Below are 17,083 nucleotides of genomic sequence, written 5' to 3'. Positions count from 1 at the left end.
CCCTAATGAGGCCTTTTTTCAATTTGCCTGTTGCTTTTAGCTTGACAATCTAGCGCTAGATTCATCCACGCGGTCGTCTACGTGTCGATTCGGCGCATCTCCCTGATCGTTTTGTTTCTGTAGGTCAAGTCTTCCCTGATCGTGAAGCCCGTCCTTTCCCAGAACAAATTCCCCCCCTGGTTTCTGGCGAACACGACCAGCGCGACCTTGTTGATCCCGCAGCCCTCCAGCGCTTCCATTGCCGTGTTCACCAGCTTTGTTGCAATGCCTCGTTTTCTGTAATCCGGGTGGACGGACGTGTGGTAGATATACCCTCTGCGTCCGTCATGTCCTGCCAGAATCACCCCCACGACGCCGCCCTGTTCGATCGCTACAAAACAGGTGTCGGGGTTCCTGGTCAAAAACTTGGCAATCCCCTCCCTGGAGTCGTCCAGGTCGTTCAACCCCATCCCTGAGCAGGACGTCCACAGCGCATACACTTCCTCATAATCGCCAATGAGCATTTTCCTGATTTCCAAGCGCGTATCTCCTTTCAATTTTCAGTGCAGTTCCGTGCAAAGGACATGGGCGTCTCCACAGCGGTTGGGGCAGGGCGCTCATGATTCAGCGGATGACGCTTCGGGGCGATTGCTGAAGGAGCAAAAAAGAACGATTGACCCAGGTCAATCGTTCTTGCTAATACACTGCTGCCAGTTATCTCAGGCAGGTTCAAACTCATCCTTGCCCACGGAGCAGAGCGGGCACACCCAATCCTCCGGAAGGTCCTCAAAGGCAGTGCCTGGTGCGATGCCGCTGTCCGGGTCCCCCGCCTCCGGGTCGTAGACATACCCGCAGACCTTGCACACGTACTTCTTCATAAAGATTCCCCCCCACTTGTCGCTTTTTATGGCCTTCAAACCTTCAGCAAAGTTTCAAGACCATTCAGCCTTATTATAGCTTAACCGCGCTGGAAGTGGCAAATCGGATCGCCCGTCGTCGCGTGCGGGAAGCCGCCAATTGCACTACGAAGCAGGCTCTGGCGCAGCGAACCGTTAGCTCCCCTGCGCGCCCTGTCGCTCTCCGGGGCCTTTGCGGCAGCGTTCGTCAGTGGATCCGCTCGTCCTTGGCTCGTCAGAGATTCATGCTCAAGAAACCGATTGGAATGGTACAATAAAAAGGCTGAAGGGACTAAAACGATCGAAAGGCTATCTCCAAAAGAGGACCGAGGGGGCGATAACGTGAGCAATTCCTTATACCGGCAGTATCGTCCCCAGAGGTTTGCCGACGTCGTAGCCCAGGATGCGGCGCGGGACGTCCTGACGCACGCGCTTGAAAACTCGCGCATCGGTCACGCCTACCTGTTTTCCGGTCCGAGGGGTTGCGGAAAGACCTCCATAGCGCGGATTTTGGCGAAAGCCTTGAACTGCCTTGCCCCCCTTGGCGTCGAGCCCTGCGGCACTTGCGTCAACTGCATGGCGATTACGTCGGGCAGCAGCCCTGACGTCGTGGAGATCGACGGGGCTTCCAACAACAGCGTCGACGAGGTGCGTCAACTGAAGAGCCAGGTGCCGCTGGTGCCCTTCGCTTCAAAGTACAAGATATATATCATTGACGAAGTCCACATGCTCTCCGCCGCCGCCTTTAACGCGCTCTTGAAGACGCTGGAGGAGCCCCCTTCCTACGTGGTCTTCATCCTGGCCACGACAGAGCCCTACAAGGTGCCCGTCACCATTCGCTCCCGCTGCCAGCACATCCCGTTTCACAGCATTGGGGCCCGGAAGATCTTTGAACACCTCACGCACATCTGCGAATGGGAAAGGACTGCCGCTCAACCGGAGGCGCTCTGGGAGGTCGCCCGACAGGCCGACGGTGCTCTGCGCGACGCCCTTTCCATGCTGGAACAGATCATCAACCGCGCCGCGGGCGAAGTCACCCTGGAGGACGTCGAGGCCGCGTTGGGTGCAGGGAGCCGTCCTGCCGTTGAACGTTGGCTCTCCGCCCTGAAGGGCGAGGGCAGTTCCTCCTACGTGGACTTCACTAAGATGATGGAAGGAGGCTCTCCACAGCACGTCTTTGAGGAGCTGTTCTCCCTCCTGAAGAACCTGTGGCTTGCCGTGCGCTGGCCAAACGTAACGCGCGAGCTGGACGTTTCCGAGCAGGAGAAGAAGTTTCTTGCAGAGGAAGCGCCGCGATGGTCCGCGGAGGAACTGCGTTCCCTGTTGGGAGCTGTCGCGGACCTGCTCGTTCAGGTTCGCCTCGGCGTCAGGATGGATATCTTGACCGGACTTCTGATGCTGGAGCTTTCCCGTATCCTTGACTCGGACGGGGCCGCGACAAGGCCGCCCCAGGCGACGGGGAGCTCCAGTCCACCGCGCTCAAAGCGCCTCGCCGCCGACCCCGCTGTGGAACCTGTGGAGGAGCCGGCGATCCGAAACGAAGACCAGGTCCCCGTTCCTCAACCCCCGGCCCAAAGGGAAGCAGATCGGCCTGAGGGGCTATTGGAGGCGGACTGGAAACCTGCCTCGAAGGAGGCCTTCGTCAAGCTGCTGGCCGCCGCCCGTCAGGCGGACTTCGTCCTCTATTGTGCCCTTTTGGACGCCGACATGAAGCAGAGCGGGAGCTCCGTGCTCCTGGACTTGCGGGATCGCTATCCCTACGAGGTGCTGTGCCTCGAACGCTGGCGTTCCAGCCTCCTGGAGCTGCTGACAAGGTCAGCCGACGGCGTGTTTCTCCGCTTCGGGGACGAGGTGTTCGCCTGCACCGGCGGCGAACCGGATCGCGTCAGTGAGGCTGCCGTCGCAGGGCGGGGAGGGGCGCCGCAGCAGCCTCAGAAGGAGGAGGAAACGCTGCGCCCCGCCCCCCCGGAAGAAGAAGCGAAGCGACCGATACGCCCGGTTGAAAATGGGTCACCCAAGGAGGAAAGGCTTGCATCCGACCTGCCCTTCGATGGACTGGTCCACGATTTGTCGGTACTGATGAAGGGCGAGGTCGTGCTGGTGCGCCGCGAGGCGGACGAGGCGGCCAGAGAAAAGATGGAAGAAGCTGGAGAGGACGATGAATAATCAATGACCCGGCCTTTTGTACACCTGCACGTCCATACGGAATACAGCCTGCTGGACGGAGCCATCAGGACGAAGCAGCTTGCCGCAAAGGTGGCGGACTGGAGCGTTCCGGCGGTCGCCATGACGGACCACGGCGTCATGTACGGCGCCGTCGAGTTTTATGAGAACTGCCGCGCCGCTGGAGTGAAGCCGATCCTGGGTTGCGAGATCTACGTGGACCCCGACGGCTATCGTTCAAGGGAAAAGAAGGGGAAGAACAACCACCTCATCCTCCTCGCCGAGAACGAAGAAGGGTATCGCAACCTCGTCAAGCTCGTTTCCATCGCTAACACTGACGGCTTCTATTATAAGCCGCGAATCGACCACGACCTTCTGGCCAGCTGCGCCAGGGGCATCATCGCCTCCTCCGCCTGCCTGGCGGGAGAGGTGCCCCAGCTGATCCTGCAGGGTCGGGAGGATGAGGCCGCCAAGTTGGCGCTGCTCTACCAGGACATCATGGGGAAGGGAAACTACTTCCTGGAGATCATGTCCAACACCCTTCCGGAACAGGCTGTGGTGAACAAGGCGTTGATCCGCATCTCAAAGGACACGGGCATTCCCCTGATCGCGACGAGCGACGCCCACTACCTTAACGCGGAGGACTACGAATGGCACAAGATCCTGCTCCGCGTCAATACCCGTGCGGACGATACGGACGACGCCTTCGGCTTCAGCGTCAACGATTTTTACCTGCGCTCTCCAGAGGAGATGGACGCCATCTTCGGGACGGAGGTGCCCGAGGCACTCGACAACACGGTGGCGATCGCCGAGCGGTGCAGCGTGGACATGAAGCTCAAGACGGGGCACTACATGCTGCCGAGTCTCGAGCTTCAGGAGGGGATGACGCTGGACTCCCACCTCGAGGAGGAGGCAAGGGCGGGGCTCAGGATGCGTCTGAACGTGGACACACCGCCCGCAGAGTATGCGGAACGCCTGGAGTACGAGCTGAACGTCATCACCCGGATGGGCTTCTCCGCCTACTTCCTGATCGTGGCCGGGATCATTCAGGCGGCAAAAGAGCGGGGGATCCCCATTGGCCCAGGGCGCGGCTCAGCGGCGGGGTCCCTCGTGGCCTGGAGCCTGCGCATCACGGAGCTGGACCCCCTGAAGTATAACCTGCTGTTTGAGCGCTTTCTGAACCCGGAGCGCATCAGCATGCCCGATATCGACACCGACGTATCGGACCGCGGGCGCGAGCAGCTCCTGAAGTACATCGTGGAACGCTATGGGAGCGACCGGGTGTCCCAGATCATCACCTTCGGCCGCATGAAGAGCCGGCAGGCGGTGAAGGATGTGGGGCGTGCCGTGGGGATGGAGTACGCTCTGATGGACAGGGTCGCAAAGCTGATTCCCGCCGACGCCAAGAGCATCCACGAAGCCCTTGAGCGGACGCCGGAGCTGACGGAGCTCGCGGAGGAGGACCCGCGGATCAAAAACGTGCTGAGGACGGCGGAACACATTGAGGGGCTGGCGCGCCACGCCTCCCAGCACGCGGCGGGTGTCGTCATCACTCCCGTTCCCATCACGGACCTGGTGCCCATTCGCCGCATCAAATCCACGGCCCCGTCGGCTCCGGACGGGGAGCTGGATGTCACCCAGACGGTGACCCAGTTCACGATGGAGCCCGTCGAGAAACTGGGCCTGGTGAAGATGGACTTCCTGGGACTCCAGACGCTCTCCATCCTCGAGGAGGCGGTGGAGAACATCAGGCTCAACGGCAAAAACCCGCCCGACCTGCTGAGCCTCCCGATGGACGACCCGGCCACCTACAAGCTCCTTCAGGAGGCGGACACCATGGGGGTCTTCCAGTTGGAATCGGACGGCATCCGGGGAATGCTTCGCAAGCTTCGGATCGACTGCTTCGACGACCTGGTGGCGGCGCTGGCCATGTACCGCCCCGGGCCCCTCGACAGCGGCATGGTGGACCAGTACATCAAGTGCAAGCACGGCCAGGCGAAGCTGGAGTACCCGCACCCCCTGCTGGAGGATGTGCTGAAGGACACCTACGGCGTCATCCTCTACCAGGAGCAGGTGATGCAGTCCGCCTCCGTGCTGGCCGGGTACACCCTTGGCGAGGCGGACCTGCTGCGCCGCGCCATGGGGAAGAAGAAGGTCGAGGTCATGCAGGAGCAGAGGGCCAAGTTCACTGAGGGCGCCTGCCAAAAGGGCATCGACGAGAAGACGGCTTCGGGCATCTTCGACCTGATCGAGAAGTTCGCCGGATACGGCTTCAACAAATCCCACAGCGCGGCCTACGCCCTCGTGTCCTACCAGACGGCGTACCTGAAGGCGAACTACAAGGCGGAGTTCTTGGCGTCCTACCTGTCGAGCCAGATGAAGTCCAAGAAGGACGTCCTGGGGCACTACGTGCGCGAGGTGCGTCAAAGCGGCATCTCGGTCCTGCCGCCGGACGTCAACTCCTCGATGGAGAGCTTCACCGCCGTCGGCGACGTGATTCGCTTCGGGCTTGGGGCCGTCCTGCGGGTCGGGCATAACGCGGTGGAAACCATCGTCAAGGCGCGGGAGGAGGGGCCCTTCAAGTCCCTGTGGGATTTCCTGCGTCGCGTGGACCTGCACGACATGAACCGGGCGATGATCGAGAACCTCATCAAGGCGGGGGCCTTTGACGAGATCACTCCAAACCGGGCCCGCCTTGTGGCGGCGCTGCCGGATTTCATCCTGGCCGCGCAGAAGATGGCCTCCGGCGGGGATCAGCTCTCGCTCTTCGACGCCATTGGAAGCGACTCGGGCAGCGAGCCGGAGCCGGACCTCCCCGACGTCGAGGAGTATGGGATCTATGATAAGCTGGAGTACGAAAAAGAGGTCACGGGGCTCTACATCTCAGGACACCCCTTCGACAGCTGCGAGGCGCAGGTCCGTAAGTATGCCAACTGCTCGATCGCGGAGCTTCCCCTGTGGAGGGGGAGGACGGTACCGAGGGTGGGCGGGCTCATCCTCTCGGTTTCGGAGAAGACGACGAAGAAGGGGGACCTCATGGGCGTGCTGCTTCTGGAGGACTCCGAGAGCAGCATCTCCATGGTGGCCTTCCCCAAGACCTGGGCGAAGATAAAGGAGAGCGTCAGGGTTGGAGTTCCCTGCGTTGCCGAGGGGAAGATGGATGACCGCGAACAGTTGCTTCTGGACAAGCTGACGCCGCTGTCCGACTTCTCCGAGCAGGACCCTCAGATCGTGCGCATCAAGCTGCGGGTGAATCTGGTCCCTCAGTTCGACGTGAAAAACTTTGCCCGCGCCCTGAGGGGTTGCCGGGGAGCCTCACCCATCCTCCTGGAGCTGCGGGACGATCACGACGCCTGCGTCCTGTATCTGAACGATTTTCGGGTCGATGCGCGGTCGCCGGAACGCCTGCAAGAGCGCCTCCTTGAGGCCGTCCCGGCCGAGGCGATCGAGGTGTGCTTGAGCGCAGATTGAGCTTGCGCAGGACGTCCGGCTCTTTCGAGCATCTAAAAAGCATCTTTTGAGGTGAATGGAACATGTTTGTGAAAATCGTCTGTACGATAGGTCCTGCCAGCGAGAACTACGACACGTTAAAGGCTATGGCCGACGCCGGGATGAACGTGGCCCGCCTGAACTTCAGCCATGGCGACTACGAGGGACACGAGAAAAAGCTGAAGCTGGTCCGACAGGTGGAGCGCGACGTCAGAAAGCCCATCGCGGCCCTGTTGGACACGAAGGGGCCGGAGATTCGGACGGGTAAGATGCAGGACGGCGCGATCCCCCTGGAGCAGGGCAGCCAGATCGTCCTGACGGGCAAGGAGGAGTGCATCGGCACCCCCAAGCGCATTCACGTGAAGTATCCGCTGCTCGCCGACGAGGTGACGCCGGGGCAGAGCGTCTTCATCGACGACGGTTCCCTGCGCCTGGAGGTGGAGAGGGTGGACGGCGACGACGTCGTCTGCAAGGTGATCGTCGGCGGGGTCCTGAAGGACACGAAGGGCGTCAACATCCCGGGGGCGGACATCTCCCTGCCCGCCCTGTCGGAGAAGGACCGCGAGGACATCGCCTGGGGCATCCAGCACGGGATGGAGTACCTGGCGGTCTCCTTCGTCAAGACCCGACAGGACGTCCTCGACGTGCGGAAGCTGGTGAAAAGCTGCGGCGGGGCCATGAAGCTGTTGGCCAAGATCGAAACGTATCAGGCCGTGCAGAATATCGAGGAGATCATCGATGTCGTAGACGGCGTGATGGTGGCCCGCGGCGACCTGGGCGTGGAGATTCCCACGGAGGACGTGCCGCTCGTCCAGAAACGGATCATCGGGCTATGCCGTTCGAGGGGCAAGGTGGTGATCGTCGCGACGCAGATGCTGGACTCCATGATCCGGAACCCGCGCCCGACGCGGGCCGAGGCCAGCGACGTAGCCAACGCCGTCCTGGACGGGACGGATGCCGTGATGCTCTCCGGAGAAACGGCCTCCGGCAGCTATCCGGTTCAGGCCGTTGCGACGATGCGCCATATCGTCGATCGGACCGAGCGGGAGCTGGGGATGTGGGGGGTGCCCTTCCATGACGGGGCGTCCGTGATGGGGGTGCCGGACGCCGTCAGCGATGCCGCGGTCCTGATCTCGAAACGGGTGCAGGCCTCCGCCATCCTCTCCCTGACGAAGAGCGGCTCAACGGCCAAGATGATCAGCAAACACCGGCCGATGTGCCCCATCCTGGGGCTGACGCCGCTGCAGCAGACCTGGCGCGAACTGGCCCTCTGGTGGGGAGTGCAGCCGGTGCGCCTGGTGGAGCAGAACGACGTCAACGTGGCCGCCCGCGAGGCCATCAACAAGTGCCTTCAGGACGGCCTCCTGACGGAGGGGGAGCTGGTGGTCATCACGGCAGGCGTCCCCCTTGGCCAGCCCGGCTTCACGAACATGGTGGAGGTACTGACGACGGGGACGGTCCTGCTCTCGGGCATCCCCCTGCTGAACAAGAACATGTCGGGCCCCATCTGCATCGCCACGACGCCGGAGGAGGCCCTTGAGAAGGTCACTCCGGGCTGCGTCCTCGTCGTTCGGCAGATCACCGAGGACTATCGTCCCGTCCTGGACAAGGTGGGTGCCCTGATCTCCGAGAGCGGGATGCTCGTTGCGGACGGCAATTCCCTCGCTGTCGACTACAACCTGCCCTGCGTCATCCGGGTGATGGACGCCTTCGCCACGCTTGCCGACGGGGACATCGTCACGGTGGACGGGACGAAGGGCCTGATCTATCGCGGCAAGGTCCGGCTCGTCATTTAAGGAAGAATCGATAGAGAATTGAGCTGAGAAGATGAGTTCAATGTGGTCCGATGCCAGGACGTTCCTGGACATCTTTATCGTTTCCCTGATCATCTATCGGCTGTTGGTGCTGATCGTGGGGACGAGGGCGGTGCAGCTTTTGAAGGGCGTGCTGATCCTCGTCCTCTTTTCGGCTCTGGCGTCGATGCTCCGGTTTCGTCTCGTTTCGTGGTTGATCGGCCAATCGCTCTGGGCGCTGAGCTTCGCCATCCCCATCGTCTTCCAGCCGGAGCTTCGCAAGATGCTGGAGGAGATCGGGCGCGGAAACCTTTGGCATCGTCAACTTCCCAGGGACGTGGCGGAGCAGCGCGTCCGCCACATCATGGGGGCCCTCGGCTACATGAAGGTGCACCGCATTGGAGCACTCCTGGTGCTTCAGGAGGAGACGGGGCTCGGCGAGTACTACAATACGGCAGTGCATCTGGACGCCAACATAACCCAGGAGCTCATCATCTCCATCTTCTGGAAGGACAACCCCCTGCACGACGGCGCCCTGATCATGAACCGCTATTCCCTCATCGCCGGAGGATGCTACCTGCCTCTGATCGATGCTCCTGAGATATCCCGTTGGTATGGGACGCGTCACAGGGCGGCGCTGGGGCTGTCGGAGATATCCGACGCCATCGTCCTCGTGGTTTCCGAGGAGAGGGGAGAGATATCCCTTGCCTTCAAGGGACACCTGTCAAAGAACCTCAAGGACGCTCAGGTGGAGAAGCTCCTGATGCACTACTTCGTGGGCGAACCGACGTTCCGCAGCTGGAGGGACAGATTGCAGAGCTTCCAGCAGCTGCTCTGGGACCCCAGCACCCGGCAGCTGCACGAAGACCACAGCGACCGGTCTTAGAGAGAACGGACACAGGATGGATGGCATATCATGAAATCGGCTAGAAGAATCGATGAAATTTTGACCTCGCCATGGGCGCTGTGGGCCATCTCCGTTGCCACGGCCGTTTTGATGTGGTTTTACGTTACGGAAAACGATGAAGGTATCTACGTGACGCAAAAGTTCTCCTCCCCCCTCGAATACCGCTTCCTGGATTCCCAGCTGACGCTTCGCAGCCGGGTCGCCGAGGTGGACGTGGAGATCAGGGGCCCGGAAAAGGCGATGGCGAGGCTCGACTACGGCCTCGTGGCCTGCTTCGTGGACGCCAAGAACCTCGTCGGCGGCATCCGCTACACGCAGAACGTCAACGTGAGTCTTCCCCCCGACATCACGCTGGTCTCCTGCGTGCCCTCTCAGGTCGTGGTGGAGCCCGTGCGTCAGGCCTCACGGCGCATGCCCGTCGAGGTCGTCCTGCCGCAGGACGTGCCGGAGGGCCAGTACCTGGAGGGGGTAGAGGTGCTGCCCAAAGAGGTCACCGTCCGCGGGTCCGAGGGGGACATCGCGAAGGTCGGGGCCTTGCAGGTGATGCCGACCGTCGCCGAACTGCAGCTGGGAAAAGAGCTGCTCCTGCCCGTCAAGTTCGTCCAATCGGAGCCCTTCGAGGACAGCGTTGTCCTGGAGCCCTCACAGGCGAGGGTCCGGGGGACCCTGGTGCGCGGCCTTCCGAAGAAGATGGTGCCGATCAACGCGAGGCTCAGCGGCAACCCGGACCGGGATCACGAGATCAAGTCCGTCCTGACGGATCCCCTGGAGGCCCAGGTCGAGGGGCGCTCCTCCGTCCTGGCGAAGATTACGGCGGTGGATACGGAAACGGTGGACATCTCCCTGCTCTCTGCGGATCAGACGCTCATCGTCCCCCTGCGCGCCCCGAAGGGGGCGGAGTTGTCCGGGGTGAAGTCCGTGCGCCTCACGGTGACGCTCGGCGAGTTGAAGGCCGGAAAACAGCTGGCCAACGTCCCCATTCAAGTCCGTGGATCGGAGGCCGACCAGTGGGTCGTTTCACCATCCTCCGCTGCCGTCATCATCGAGGGGACGCCCTCCCGGGTGGAGGAGGTCACGCCGGAAAGCGTGGGGCTGAGCCTGTACGTCGATCTTTCAAATATCTTTATCACTCCGGCGGACCTGGCCCTCAGGGCCGAGGTCGCTTCCGCTGATTTTCGCGTGGTAAGAATCGAACCCTCTACGGTGACCGTTAACGCGGCTGAAAATCCGAAAAGATGGTGAGGTCGTCCTTTATGAAGAGCAAGAGAGTGTTGTTTGGCACGGATGGCGTCCGTGACGTTGCAAATAAAGGGGGGATGACGCCTGAGATGGCGTTGAGGCTGGGCCGGGCCTTCATCCTGTTCCTGGCGGAACGGGGCACGCCCAAGCCGCGCATCGTCCTGGGGCGCGACACGCGGCGCAGCGGCATGATGCTGGAGGGAGCTCTGTCCGCCGGCATGACCTCCGCGGGCGCGGAGGTGCTCTCCCTGGGCATTATCCCGACGCCCGGCGTCAGCTACGCGGTCCGTCGTCTGACGGTGGACGGCGGAGCGGTGATCAGCGCCTCGCACAACCCGGCGGAGTACAACGGCATCAAGTTCCTGGACCGCGACGGCAGAAAGCTGTCCGACGACTCCGAGCTGAGCATCGAGGAGTACATCGGGGACAACCTCACAGACGACTGGCGCCCGACGGGCGCCTCCGTCGGCGAGGTCCGCCAGATCCCGCACATCGTCCACAGCTACGCGGAGCACCTCGCCTCCCTGCTGAAGGACCACGAGGCGACGAAGTCCGGCCTCGTCTTCGACTGCGCGCACGGCGCGGCGGGGACGGTGATGCCGACGCTCATCGAACGCCTGAACGCCGCGTGGCGGCTGATCGGAGCGGACCCCGACGGGATGAACATCAATGAGGGCGTGGGCGTGATGCACATGCGCCACATCGGAAACTGCGTCACGGACTTCGGGTGTCGGATCGGATTCGCCTTCGACGGGGACGCGGACCGGGCGCTGGCTGTGGACTCGCGGGGCCGCGTGATCGACGGCGACATCGTCCTCTGGGTGCTGGCGCGGTGGCTTGCCGGGGAGGGGCTGTTGGGCAGCGGCGTCGCCATGACGGTGATGAGCAACATCGCCCTTGAGGAACACCTGAAGCGCAAGGGCATTGGGGTCTTTCGTTGCCCCGTGGGGGACCGGTACGTGCTCGAAACGATGCTGCGGGAGGGGGCCCGCCTGGGTGGGGAACAGTCGGGACACATCATCGCAGATGCCTTCACCAACACGGGGGATGGCCTTTGCACCGCACTCCTGTTCCTGAACGCGGTCCGTGCACTGGGCGAGGACGTGGACACCCTGGTGGACCGCTTTGGCCGATACCCTCAAAAGCTCTCCAACTTGACCTTGAGGTCCCGCGAGCAGCTGGACCTGGAGCGCATCAACGACATCGCCGCGGAAGCCCAGGCCCGCATAGAGGGCAGGGGACGCATCTTCATCCGCCCCTCCGGCACGGAGCCGCTCCTGCGGATCCTCGTCGAGGCCAGCGAGCTGTCGCTGGTCGAGGAGATGTCGAACCTGTTGATCAAGCAGCTGCGGGACATCTGCTGAGCGCAGCATCCCGCCAGCCCCAATGAAACGGAACGAAAGGAAGGGGAAAGATTATAGATCAAAGGTCCAGGGTAACGAAGTGCCTGTTCCCCGTAGCGGGATTGGGAACGCGATTTCTGCCCGTCACCAAGGAGCTAGCCAAGGAGATGCTGCCACTGGTCAACCGCCCGATCATCTCCTACGGCGTTGAGGAGGCGCTCGCCTCGGGCTGCCCCGACATCATCATGATCACGGGACGCGCGAAGCGATCCATCGAGGACTACTTCGACCGTTCCTTTGAGCTGGAGCAGCTCCTGAAGTCCAGAGGCAAGGAAGCGCTCTATGAGATGATGCTGAAGATATCGAACCTCGCGGACATCCTCTACGTTCGCCAGCGGGAACCCCTGGGGCTTGGGCACGCGGTGCTCTGCGGGGAATCCTTCTGCCGCGACGGGTATTTCGGCGTCCTCCTGCCGGATGACGTCTTTATCAGCGAACGCCCCGTCATGGCCCAGCTGATCGAGGCGCACCGGCGCCTTGGGGGAAGCGTCGTGGCGCTGGAGCTCGTGCCTCCGGAGGACGTGTCCCGCTACGGCATCGTGAGCTCGGAGGACATGGGAAACGGGCTGCATCGCATTCACGACATGGTGGAGAAGCCCGCTCTGGCGGACGCTCCGGGGCGCTACGCCATCATGGGGCGTTACGTCCTCTCGCCTTCGATCTTCCCCCTACTGGCGGAGGGGAAGGTCGGAGCGGGCGGGGAGATCCAGCTGACCGACGCCCTGCGCCGGCTGGTGGCCGTGGAACCGGTGTGGGGCGTCGTGTATGAGGGGCGCCGCTTTGACTGCGGAACTCAGGCGGGATGGCTGGCGGCCAACGTACAGCTCGCCCTGGAAGACCCCTCCTTGAGGGACGTCGTCCTGAACCTCGTAAAGGAAGCCCTTTAGGACCCCCACACAGGATAGGGGACGTTTGAAACGCGCAGGCGCGGGCTTTCAGGCCCGCGCCTGTCCTTTCTCCTTCGAGGGGCAGAGGAGCAGGACCAGCCCCCCCGCCGCCGTGACGGGGATGAACTGCACCATGTGATCCACCAGCGCCGCGGCCAGGGCCTGGTCCCTGGGCACTCCATAGAACGTCAGGGCCGCAACGGCAACGGCCTCATAGACGCCGAGGGCTCCAGGGGAGGAGGGGAGGAGCATCCCCAGGCTGCTCAGCGCAAAGACGCCCAGCGCGTCGGTCCAGCGGAGCCCCAGCTCTGCGGCGCCGTTTAGGACGATGCCGACCTGCAGAGCGTAGAGGGCCCACACCGCGGCGGAACTGCACAGCATCCAGAGGATGCGCCCAGGCGTCATCTGTGCTGTGACCGCATCCAGGAAGCGCGCCAGGAACGCAGTCAGCCCTCCGGGAAGGGGGAGGCGCTCCAGATGGCGCCGCCAGGCCGGGCGGGCCCGGAGCGCCAGGAGGAACAGCCACCCTGCCGTGAGGCAGGCGACGAGCGGAAGCGCGTAGCGCTGCTGCTCCGCCTTCACCATAAACCAGAGGCTGAGCAGCGTCAGCATGTTGACGTCGAAGAACCGCTCAAAGAAGATGAGCCCCATGGCCTCGTCCAACTTCATGCCCGCGTCGCGTCCGATCCACGCCGCCTTGGCCGCCTCGCCTGCCTTGGCCGGCAGCACGTTGTTGACCGCCAGCCCCGCGAGGGAGGCGGGGAAGGTCGAGCGAAAGGCGAGGGGCGGACGACGCATGCCCATGAGCCGGACGCCCATGACGACGTAGGCCAGAAACGACGTCAGGACCGCCGCGACGATTGGGAGCGGCGGGAGCCGGCGCAGAAGGTCCCAGAGGTCCGACAGTGGAACGCCCCGGAAGGCGCAGATCAGACACAGGATGGAAACCCCGAGGCGCAGGAACTCCGGGAGGAGGCGTTTGAGGCGCATCGAACGCAGCCCGCTTTACCGGTCTTGTGTTCGAGCGATGACCTTCGTTCCGAGGTCCCTCCCCATTGCCTCGCACCGCGCAAGGTCCTCCGCAGTGGGGGAGGTGAAGACCTCGACGTCGGGTTCCGCGCGCTCAAGCCTGGCCTTTTCCGCAAACGCCTGCAGCGCAGGGAACGCGCCGCTGGCCCAGCTGTAGCTGCCCGCGATCCCCAGGACGTGGTTCTTCGGCATCCGGTTGAGCAGCTTGGAGCAGAGGGCCTCGATGGGAGGGAAGAGCAGCATGTTGTAGGTGCAGCTCAGGAGCGCCAGGCCGCAGTAGCGCCAGATGTCCCGGAGGATGAAATCTGCCTCCGTGCGGGATGCGTCATACAGGCGAATCTCCTTGACGCCGCTTTCCGAGATGCCGGTGCACACGGCTTCAGCCATGCGCCGCGTGTTGCCGTACATGGAGCCGTAGACGACCACCGCGCCGCGCTCGGTATCGCATCGGCTCCAACGGTCGTAGAGGTCTACCACCTGCTGGGCGTCGGTGCGGAACAGCGTGCCGTGTGCGGGGAAGATGTTCTTGATGGGAAGCCCTCCCAGCTTCTTCAGGGCCACCTGAACGCCGCTCGAATACCGCCCCAGGATCGCCGCGTAGTAGCGCAGCATGTCCTCCTCCCAGCGAGGGCGCTCCCGCTGGTCGTCAAAGAGTCCACCTTCGTGGGCGCCGAAGCCGCCAAAGGCGTCGTTGGAGAAGAGCACCCCCGTCGATGCGTCAAAGGTCACCATGCTCTCCGGCCAGTGAACCATGGGGATCGTCGCAAACTTCAGGACGTGCCCTCCCAGGTCCAGCGTGTCGCCGTCCGCCACGGCAAGGGTCTTGGAGGTCACTCCATAATACCCCTTCAGGAGAGGAAGGGTCTTCGCGTTGCCCACGATCTGAAGGTTGGGCCAGCGCCTGCGAAGCTCCAGGATCAGACCGGAGTGGTCCGGCTCCATGTGGTTGACCACGAGGTAGTCGAGGTCCCGGCCGCCCAACGCCTCCTCCAGCTTGTAAGAGTACTCGTCGCCCCATGGGCCCTTGACGGTGTCGATGGCCGCCGTCTTCTCTCCCAGGACGACGTAGGCGTTGTACGCAACCCCATTGGGCAACGACCACAACGCCTCGAAGCGCTCCGTCGAGCAATCGTTGACGCCAACCCACCACGTATCTTTATTGACCAGTATCGCCTTGTACATTGAAAAGCCCCTCTTTCCGGAAATCCCTTCAACAAACGTCCAAACGCCCCCTCAGCCCTGCGGAGCCGGGGCGCCCTCGTAACATTGTACAATAAAAAAAACGACGCGGCCTCACGGGGAAGTCGCGTCGTTAAGGGCGTCGTTCGCGAGGCGCGCGTCACGCCTTGAGGTGCCGGTCGAACCAGCCCACGATCTCGCGCAGCCGGGCCAGTCGGTTCCGGGGCCTGCCGGAGCGGCTGAGCTCGTGGTTTTCCCCCTTGAAGACGCACATGCGCGCTTCGACGCCGTTGACCTTGAGCGCCGTGAACATCTGGAAGCCCTGGTTCAGCTCGCAGCGAAAATCCTCCGTCGAGTGGATGAAGAGCGTCGGCGTGTCCGCCTTGTCGGCGTGGGCGACGGGGGACTCGCGCCATGCGGTCTCCGGCTTCCGCCAGGGGGTCCCCAGGTGCTGATCCTCGACGTAATAATAGCCGATGTCACAGCCTCCGAACTTCGATATCCAGTTTGCGATGCTCCGCTGGGAAACGGCCGCCTTGAAGCGATTCGTCTGCGTGATGATCCAGTTCGTCATGTAGCCGCCGTAGGACCCTCCCGTCACCCCCATGCGCGATGCGTCGATGAAGTCCAGGTTCTTGACGCACCAGTCCGCGAAGTCCATCAGGTTGCGGTAGTCGATGTCGCCATACCGGCCCCGGATATCGCTGAACGCACTGCCGCGCCCGTCGCCGCCTCTGGGGTTGCAGTAGATGACCGCGTACCCCCTTGCGGCCCAGCACTGCATCTCGTGGTTGTAGATATCCCCAAAGGCCGCTTTGGGGCCGCCATGGATGTTGAGGACGGTAGGGCAGCGCTCCCCCTCGTGCGCATCGACCGGACGCATGTACCAGCCATCCAGCTCCCATCCGTCGCCTGCCTTGAAGGTGATGTGAATGGGCTGCGACAGTCTGCGCTCCTCAAAGAAGGCGTCGTTGAAGGAGGTCAGCCGCCTCTCCTTTCCCTCCTGATAGAGATAGAGCTCCGGCAGGTGCAGCCCCTCGTAGGCGACGTAGGCGATCCTGTCGTCGTGAACGTCCCAGTCGATCACGGAGGAAACGGAAGGGGTCAACCCCTTCAGGTGGCCGTCCTGCGTCAGCGCGTAGAGCCGCGATTTGAAGGTGTCCGTAGAGCAGGCGATCATGCCGAGGGACTTTGAGGGGGCGATCGCGCCCTCGTGGTCCCGACAGCCGTAGCTCGTGTCGGCGACGATGGCGTGTCCGAAGCTGACGTCCAGCTCCGGCGTCAGACAGCGCATCTCCCCGTCCTCCAGAAGCCAGATCTTCGGGTTCTCGTTCACGCCCATCGCCTTGTGGTCCGTCGCGGTGAGGACGACGGATTCCCCGCTCCAGACGGCGCACTTGAAGGTGAAGGGCAGCGCCCCTGAGAGGAGGCGAAGGTTCCCCGTGCTTAGGTCCAGCATGTAGACGCTGTTCTCAAGGGGCTTTACGTCCTTATAGTCGCAGGCTACGACGAGCGCTTTGTCGCCGTCCGCACTCAACTCGACGCGGGCCACGTCCATCGTGGGCGGGGTCAGGCGGGAGAGCCTGCCTGAGGCGTCGCACGTTGCCAGGCCGACGCGCCTCTGGCCGATATATCCCTTGCCGTTCGCCATGAAGGGAACCTGCTCAAAGACCATGAAGTCCGCGTTCTCCGGATTGTCGTAGGCGGGGTCGAAGTTTGCCGTGAGGAGGTATCGACCGGCCTTCAGGGCGCGGATGGCCGACACCGCGTGGGGGACCTCGAAGAGCGGCATCGCCTCGCCGCCGTCGATGCCGATGGAGTAAAAGCGGGTGACGGCCTTTTCCTCCCCGCGGTCGGCAGCGGCGGGGCGCTTGGACGCGAAGACGATGGATGTGCCGTCCTCGCTCCAGCAGAAGCACTCCTCGCAGCCCGAGGAGGTGAGGCGGCGCGCCTCCCCCGACGGCAGGCTGAGGAGCCAGATGTCCTTGAGGTAGCCATTGCTCTCCGCGTCCGCGCGGCTGACCTTAAAGGCGATCTTCTCGCCGTCCGGCGAGAACGTCGGCGCCGCAAGGAAGTGGAAGTCCAAAAGGTCCTTTTGTTCAACGGGTCGTTTCATCTA

General features: G+C 63.0%; 12 protein-coding genes. 7 read left to right on the top strand and 5 right to left on the bottom strand.

Features of this window, described 5'->3' with window-relative positions; translation table 11 throughout:
* Window positions 1-77: 77 nt before the first annotated feature.
* Both ACO41U_RS00610 and rd read right to left on the bottom strand, forming a co-directional pair.
* Entirely contained in the window at window positions 78-518 is a 441-nt protein-coding gene (locus tag ACO41U_RS00610) for a GNAT family N-acetyltransferase (protein ID WP_485941055.1), read from the bottom strand.
* A gap of 180 nt (window positions 519-698) precedes the next feature.
* Complete coding sequence (gene rd / locus ACO41U_RS00605; RefSeq protein ID WP_298779227.1) at window positions 699-857, bottom strand: rubredoxin; 159 nt, start codon at window positions 855-857, stop codon at window positions 699-701.
* 360 nt (window positions 858-1,217) lie between these two features.
* On the opposite strand from rd, the gene dnaX reads away from it, so the two are divergent.
* The 7 genes from dnaX (at window position 1,218) to galU (ending at window position 12,756) form a co-directional block, all read left to right on the top strand.
* On the top strand, window positions 1,218-3,041 hold the full coding sequence (dnaX, locus tag ACO41U_RS00600) for a DNA polymerase III subunit gamma/tau (RefSeq protein ID WP_485941054.1): 1,824 nt from the start codon (window positions 1,218-1,220) through the stop codon (window positions 3,039-3,041).
* Window positions 3,042-3,044: 3 nt separating this feature from the next.
* Window positions 3,045-6,509, top strand: a complete 3,465-nt coding sequence (gene dnaE / locus ACO41U_RS00595; protein ID WP_485941053.1) for a DNA polymerase III subunit alpha — start codon at window positions 3,045-3,047, stop codon at window positions 6,507-6,509.
* A 62-nt stretch (window positions 6,510-6,571) separates the two neighbouring features.
* Window positions 6,572-8,323, top strand: coding sequence for a pyruvate kinase (gene pyk / locus ACO41U_RS00590; protein WP_485941052.1), 1,752 nt, complete (start codon window positions 6,572-6,574; stop codon window positions 8,321-8,323).
* Window positions 8,324-8,354: 31 nt separating this feature from the next.
* Complete coding sequence (gene cdaA / locus ACO41U_RS00585) at window positions 8,355-9,206, top strand: diadenylate cyclase CdaA (protein WP_485941051.1); 852 nt, start codon at window positions 8,355-8,357, stop codon at window positions 9,204-9,206.
* Window positions 9,207-9,236: 30 nt separating this feature from the next.
* The gene (locus tag ACO41U_RS00580; RefSeq protein ID WP_485941050.1) at window positions 9,237-10,469 is read left to right on the top strand and encodes a CdaR family protein; all 1,233 of its coding nucleotides are present in this window, start codon (window positions 9,237-9,239) and stop codon (window positions 10,467-10,469) included.
* Between the two features lie 11 nt (window positions 10,470-10,480).
* Entirely contained in the window at window positions 10,481-11,830 is a 1,350-nt protein-coding gene (gene glmM / locus ACO41U_RS00575; protein WP_485941049.1) for a phosphoglucosamine mutase, read from the top strand.
* 50 nt (window positions 11,831-11,880) lie between these two features.
* On the top strand, window positions 11,881-12,756 hold the full coding sequence (galU, locus tag ACO41U_RS00570; RefSeq protein ID WP_298778225.1) for a UTP--glucose-1-phosphate uridylyltransferase GalU: 876 nt from the start codon (window positions 11,881-11,883) through the stop codon (window positions 12,754-12,756).
* A gap of 48 nt (window positions 12,757-12,804) precedes the next feature.
* Here galU and ACO41U_RS00565 read toward each other — a convergent pair whose 3' ends face one another.
* The 3 genes from ACO41U_RS00565 to ACO41U_RS00555 all read right to left on the bottom strand — a co-directional run bounded on the left by ACO41U_RS00565 (window position 12,805) and on the right by ACO41U_RS00555 (window position 17,080).
* Entirely contained in the window at window positions 12,805-13,746 is a 942-nt protein-coding gene (locus ACO41U_RS00565) for a lysylphosphatidylglycerol synthase transmembrane domain-containing protein (RefSeq protein ID WP_485941048.1), read from the bottom strand.
* A gap of 15 nt (window positions 13,747-13,761) precedes the next feature.
* Complete coding sequence (locus ACO41U_RS00560) at window positions 13,762-14,967, bottom strand: FprA family A-type flavoprotein (protein ID WP_485941047.1); 1,206 nt, start codon at window positions 14,965-14,967, stop codon at window positions 13,762-13,764.
* Between the two features lie 157 nt (window positions 14,968-15,124).
* Complete coding sequence (locus ACO41U_RS00555) at window positions 15,125-17,080, bottom strand: alpha/beta hydrolase family protein (RefSeq protein WP_485941046.1); 1,956 nt, start codon at window positions 17,078-17,080, stop codon at window positions 15,125-15,127.
* Window positions 17,081-17,083 lie beyond the last annotated feature (3 nt).

The sequence above is a fragment of the Fretibacterium sp. genome, from assembly GCF_057312375.1.
Note: the sequence above shows the minus strand (reverse complement) of the source record. Positions and strands in the feature narration are given on the sequence as shown.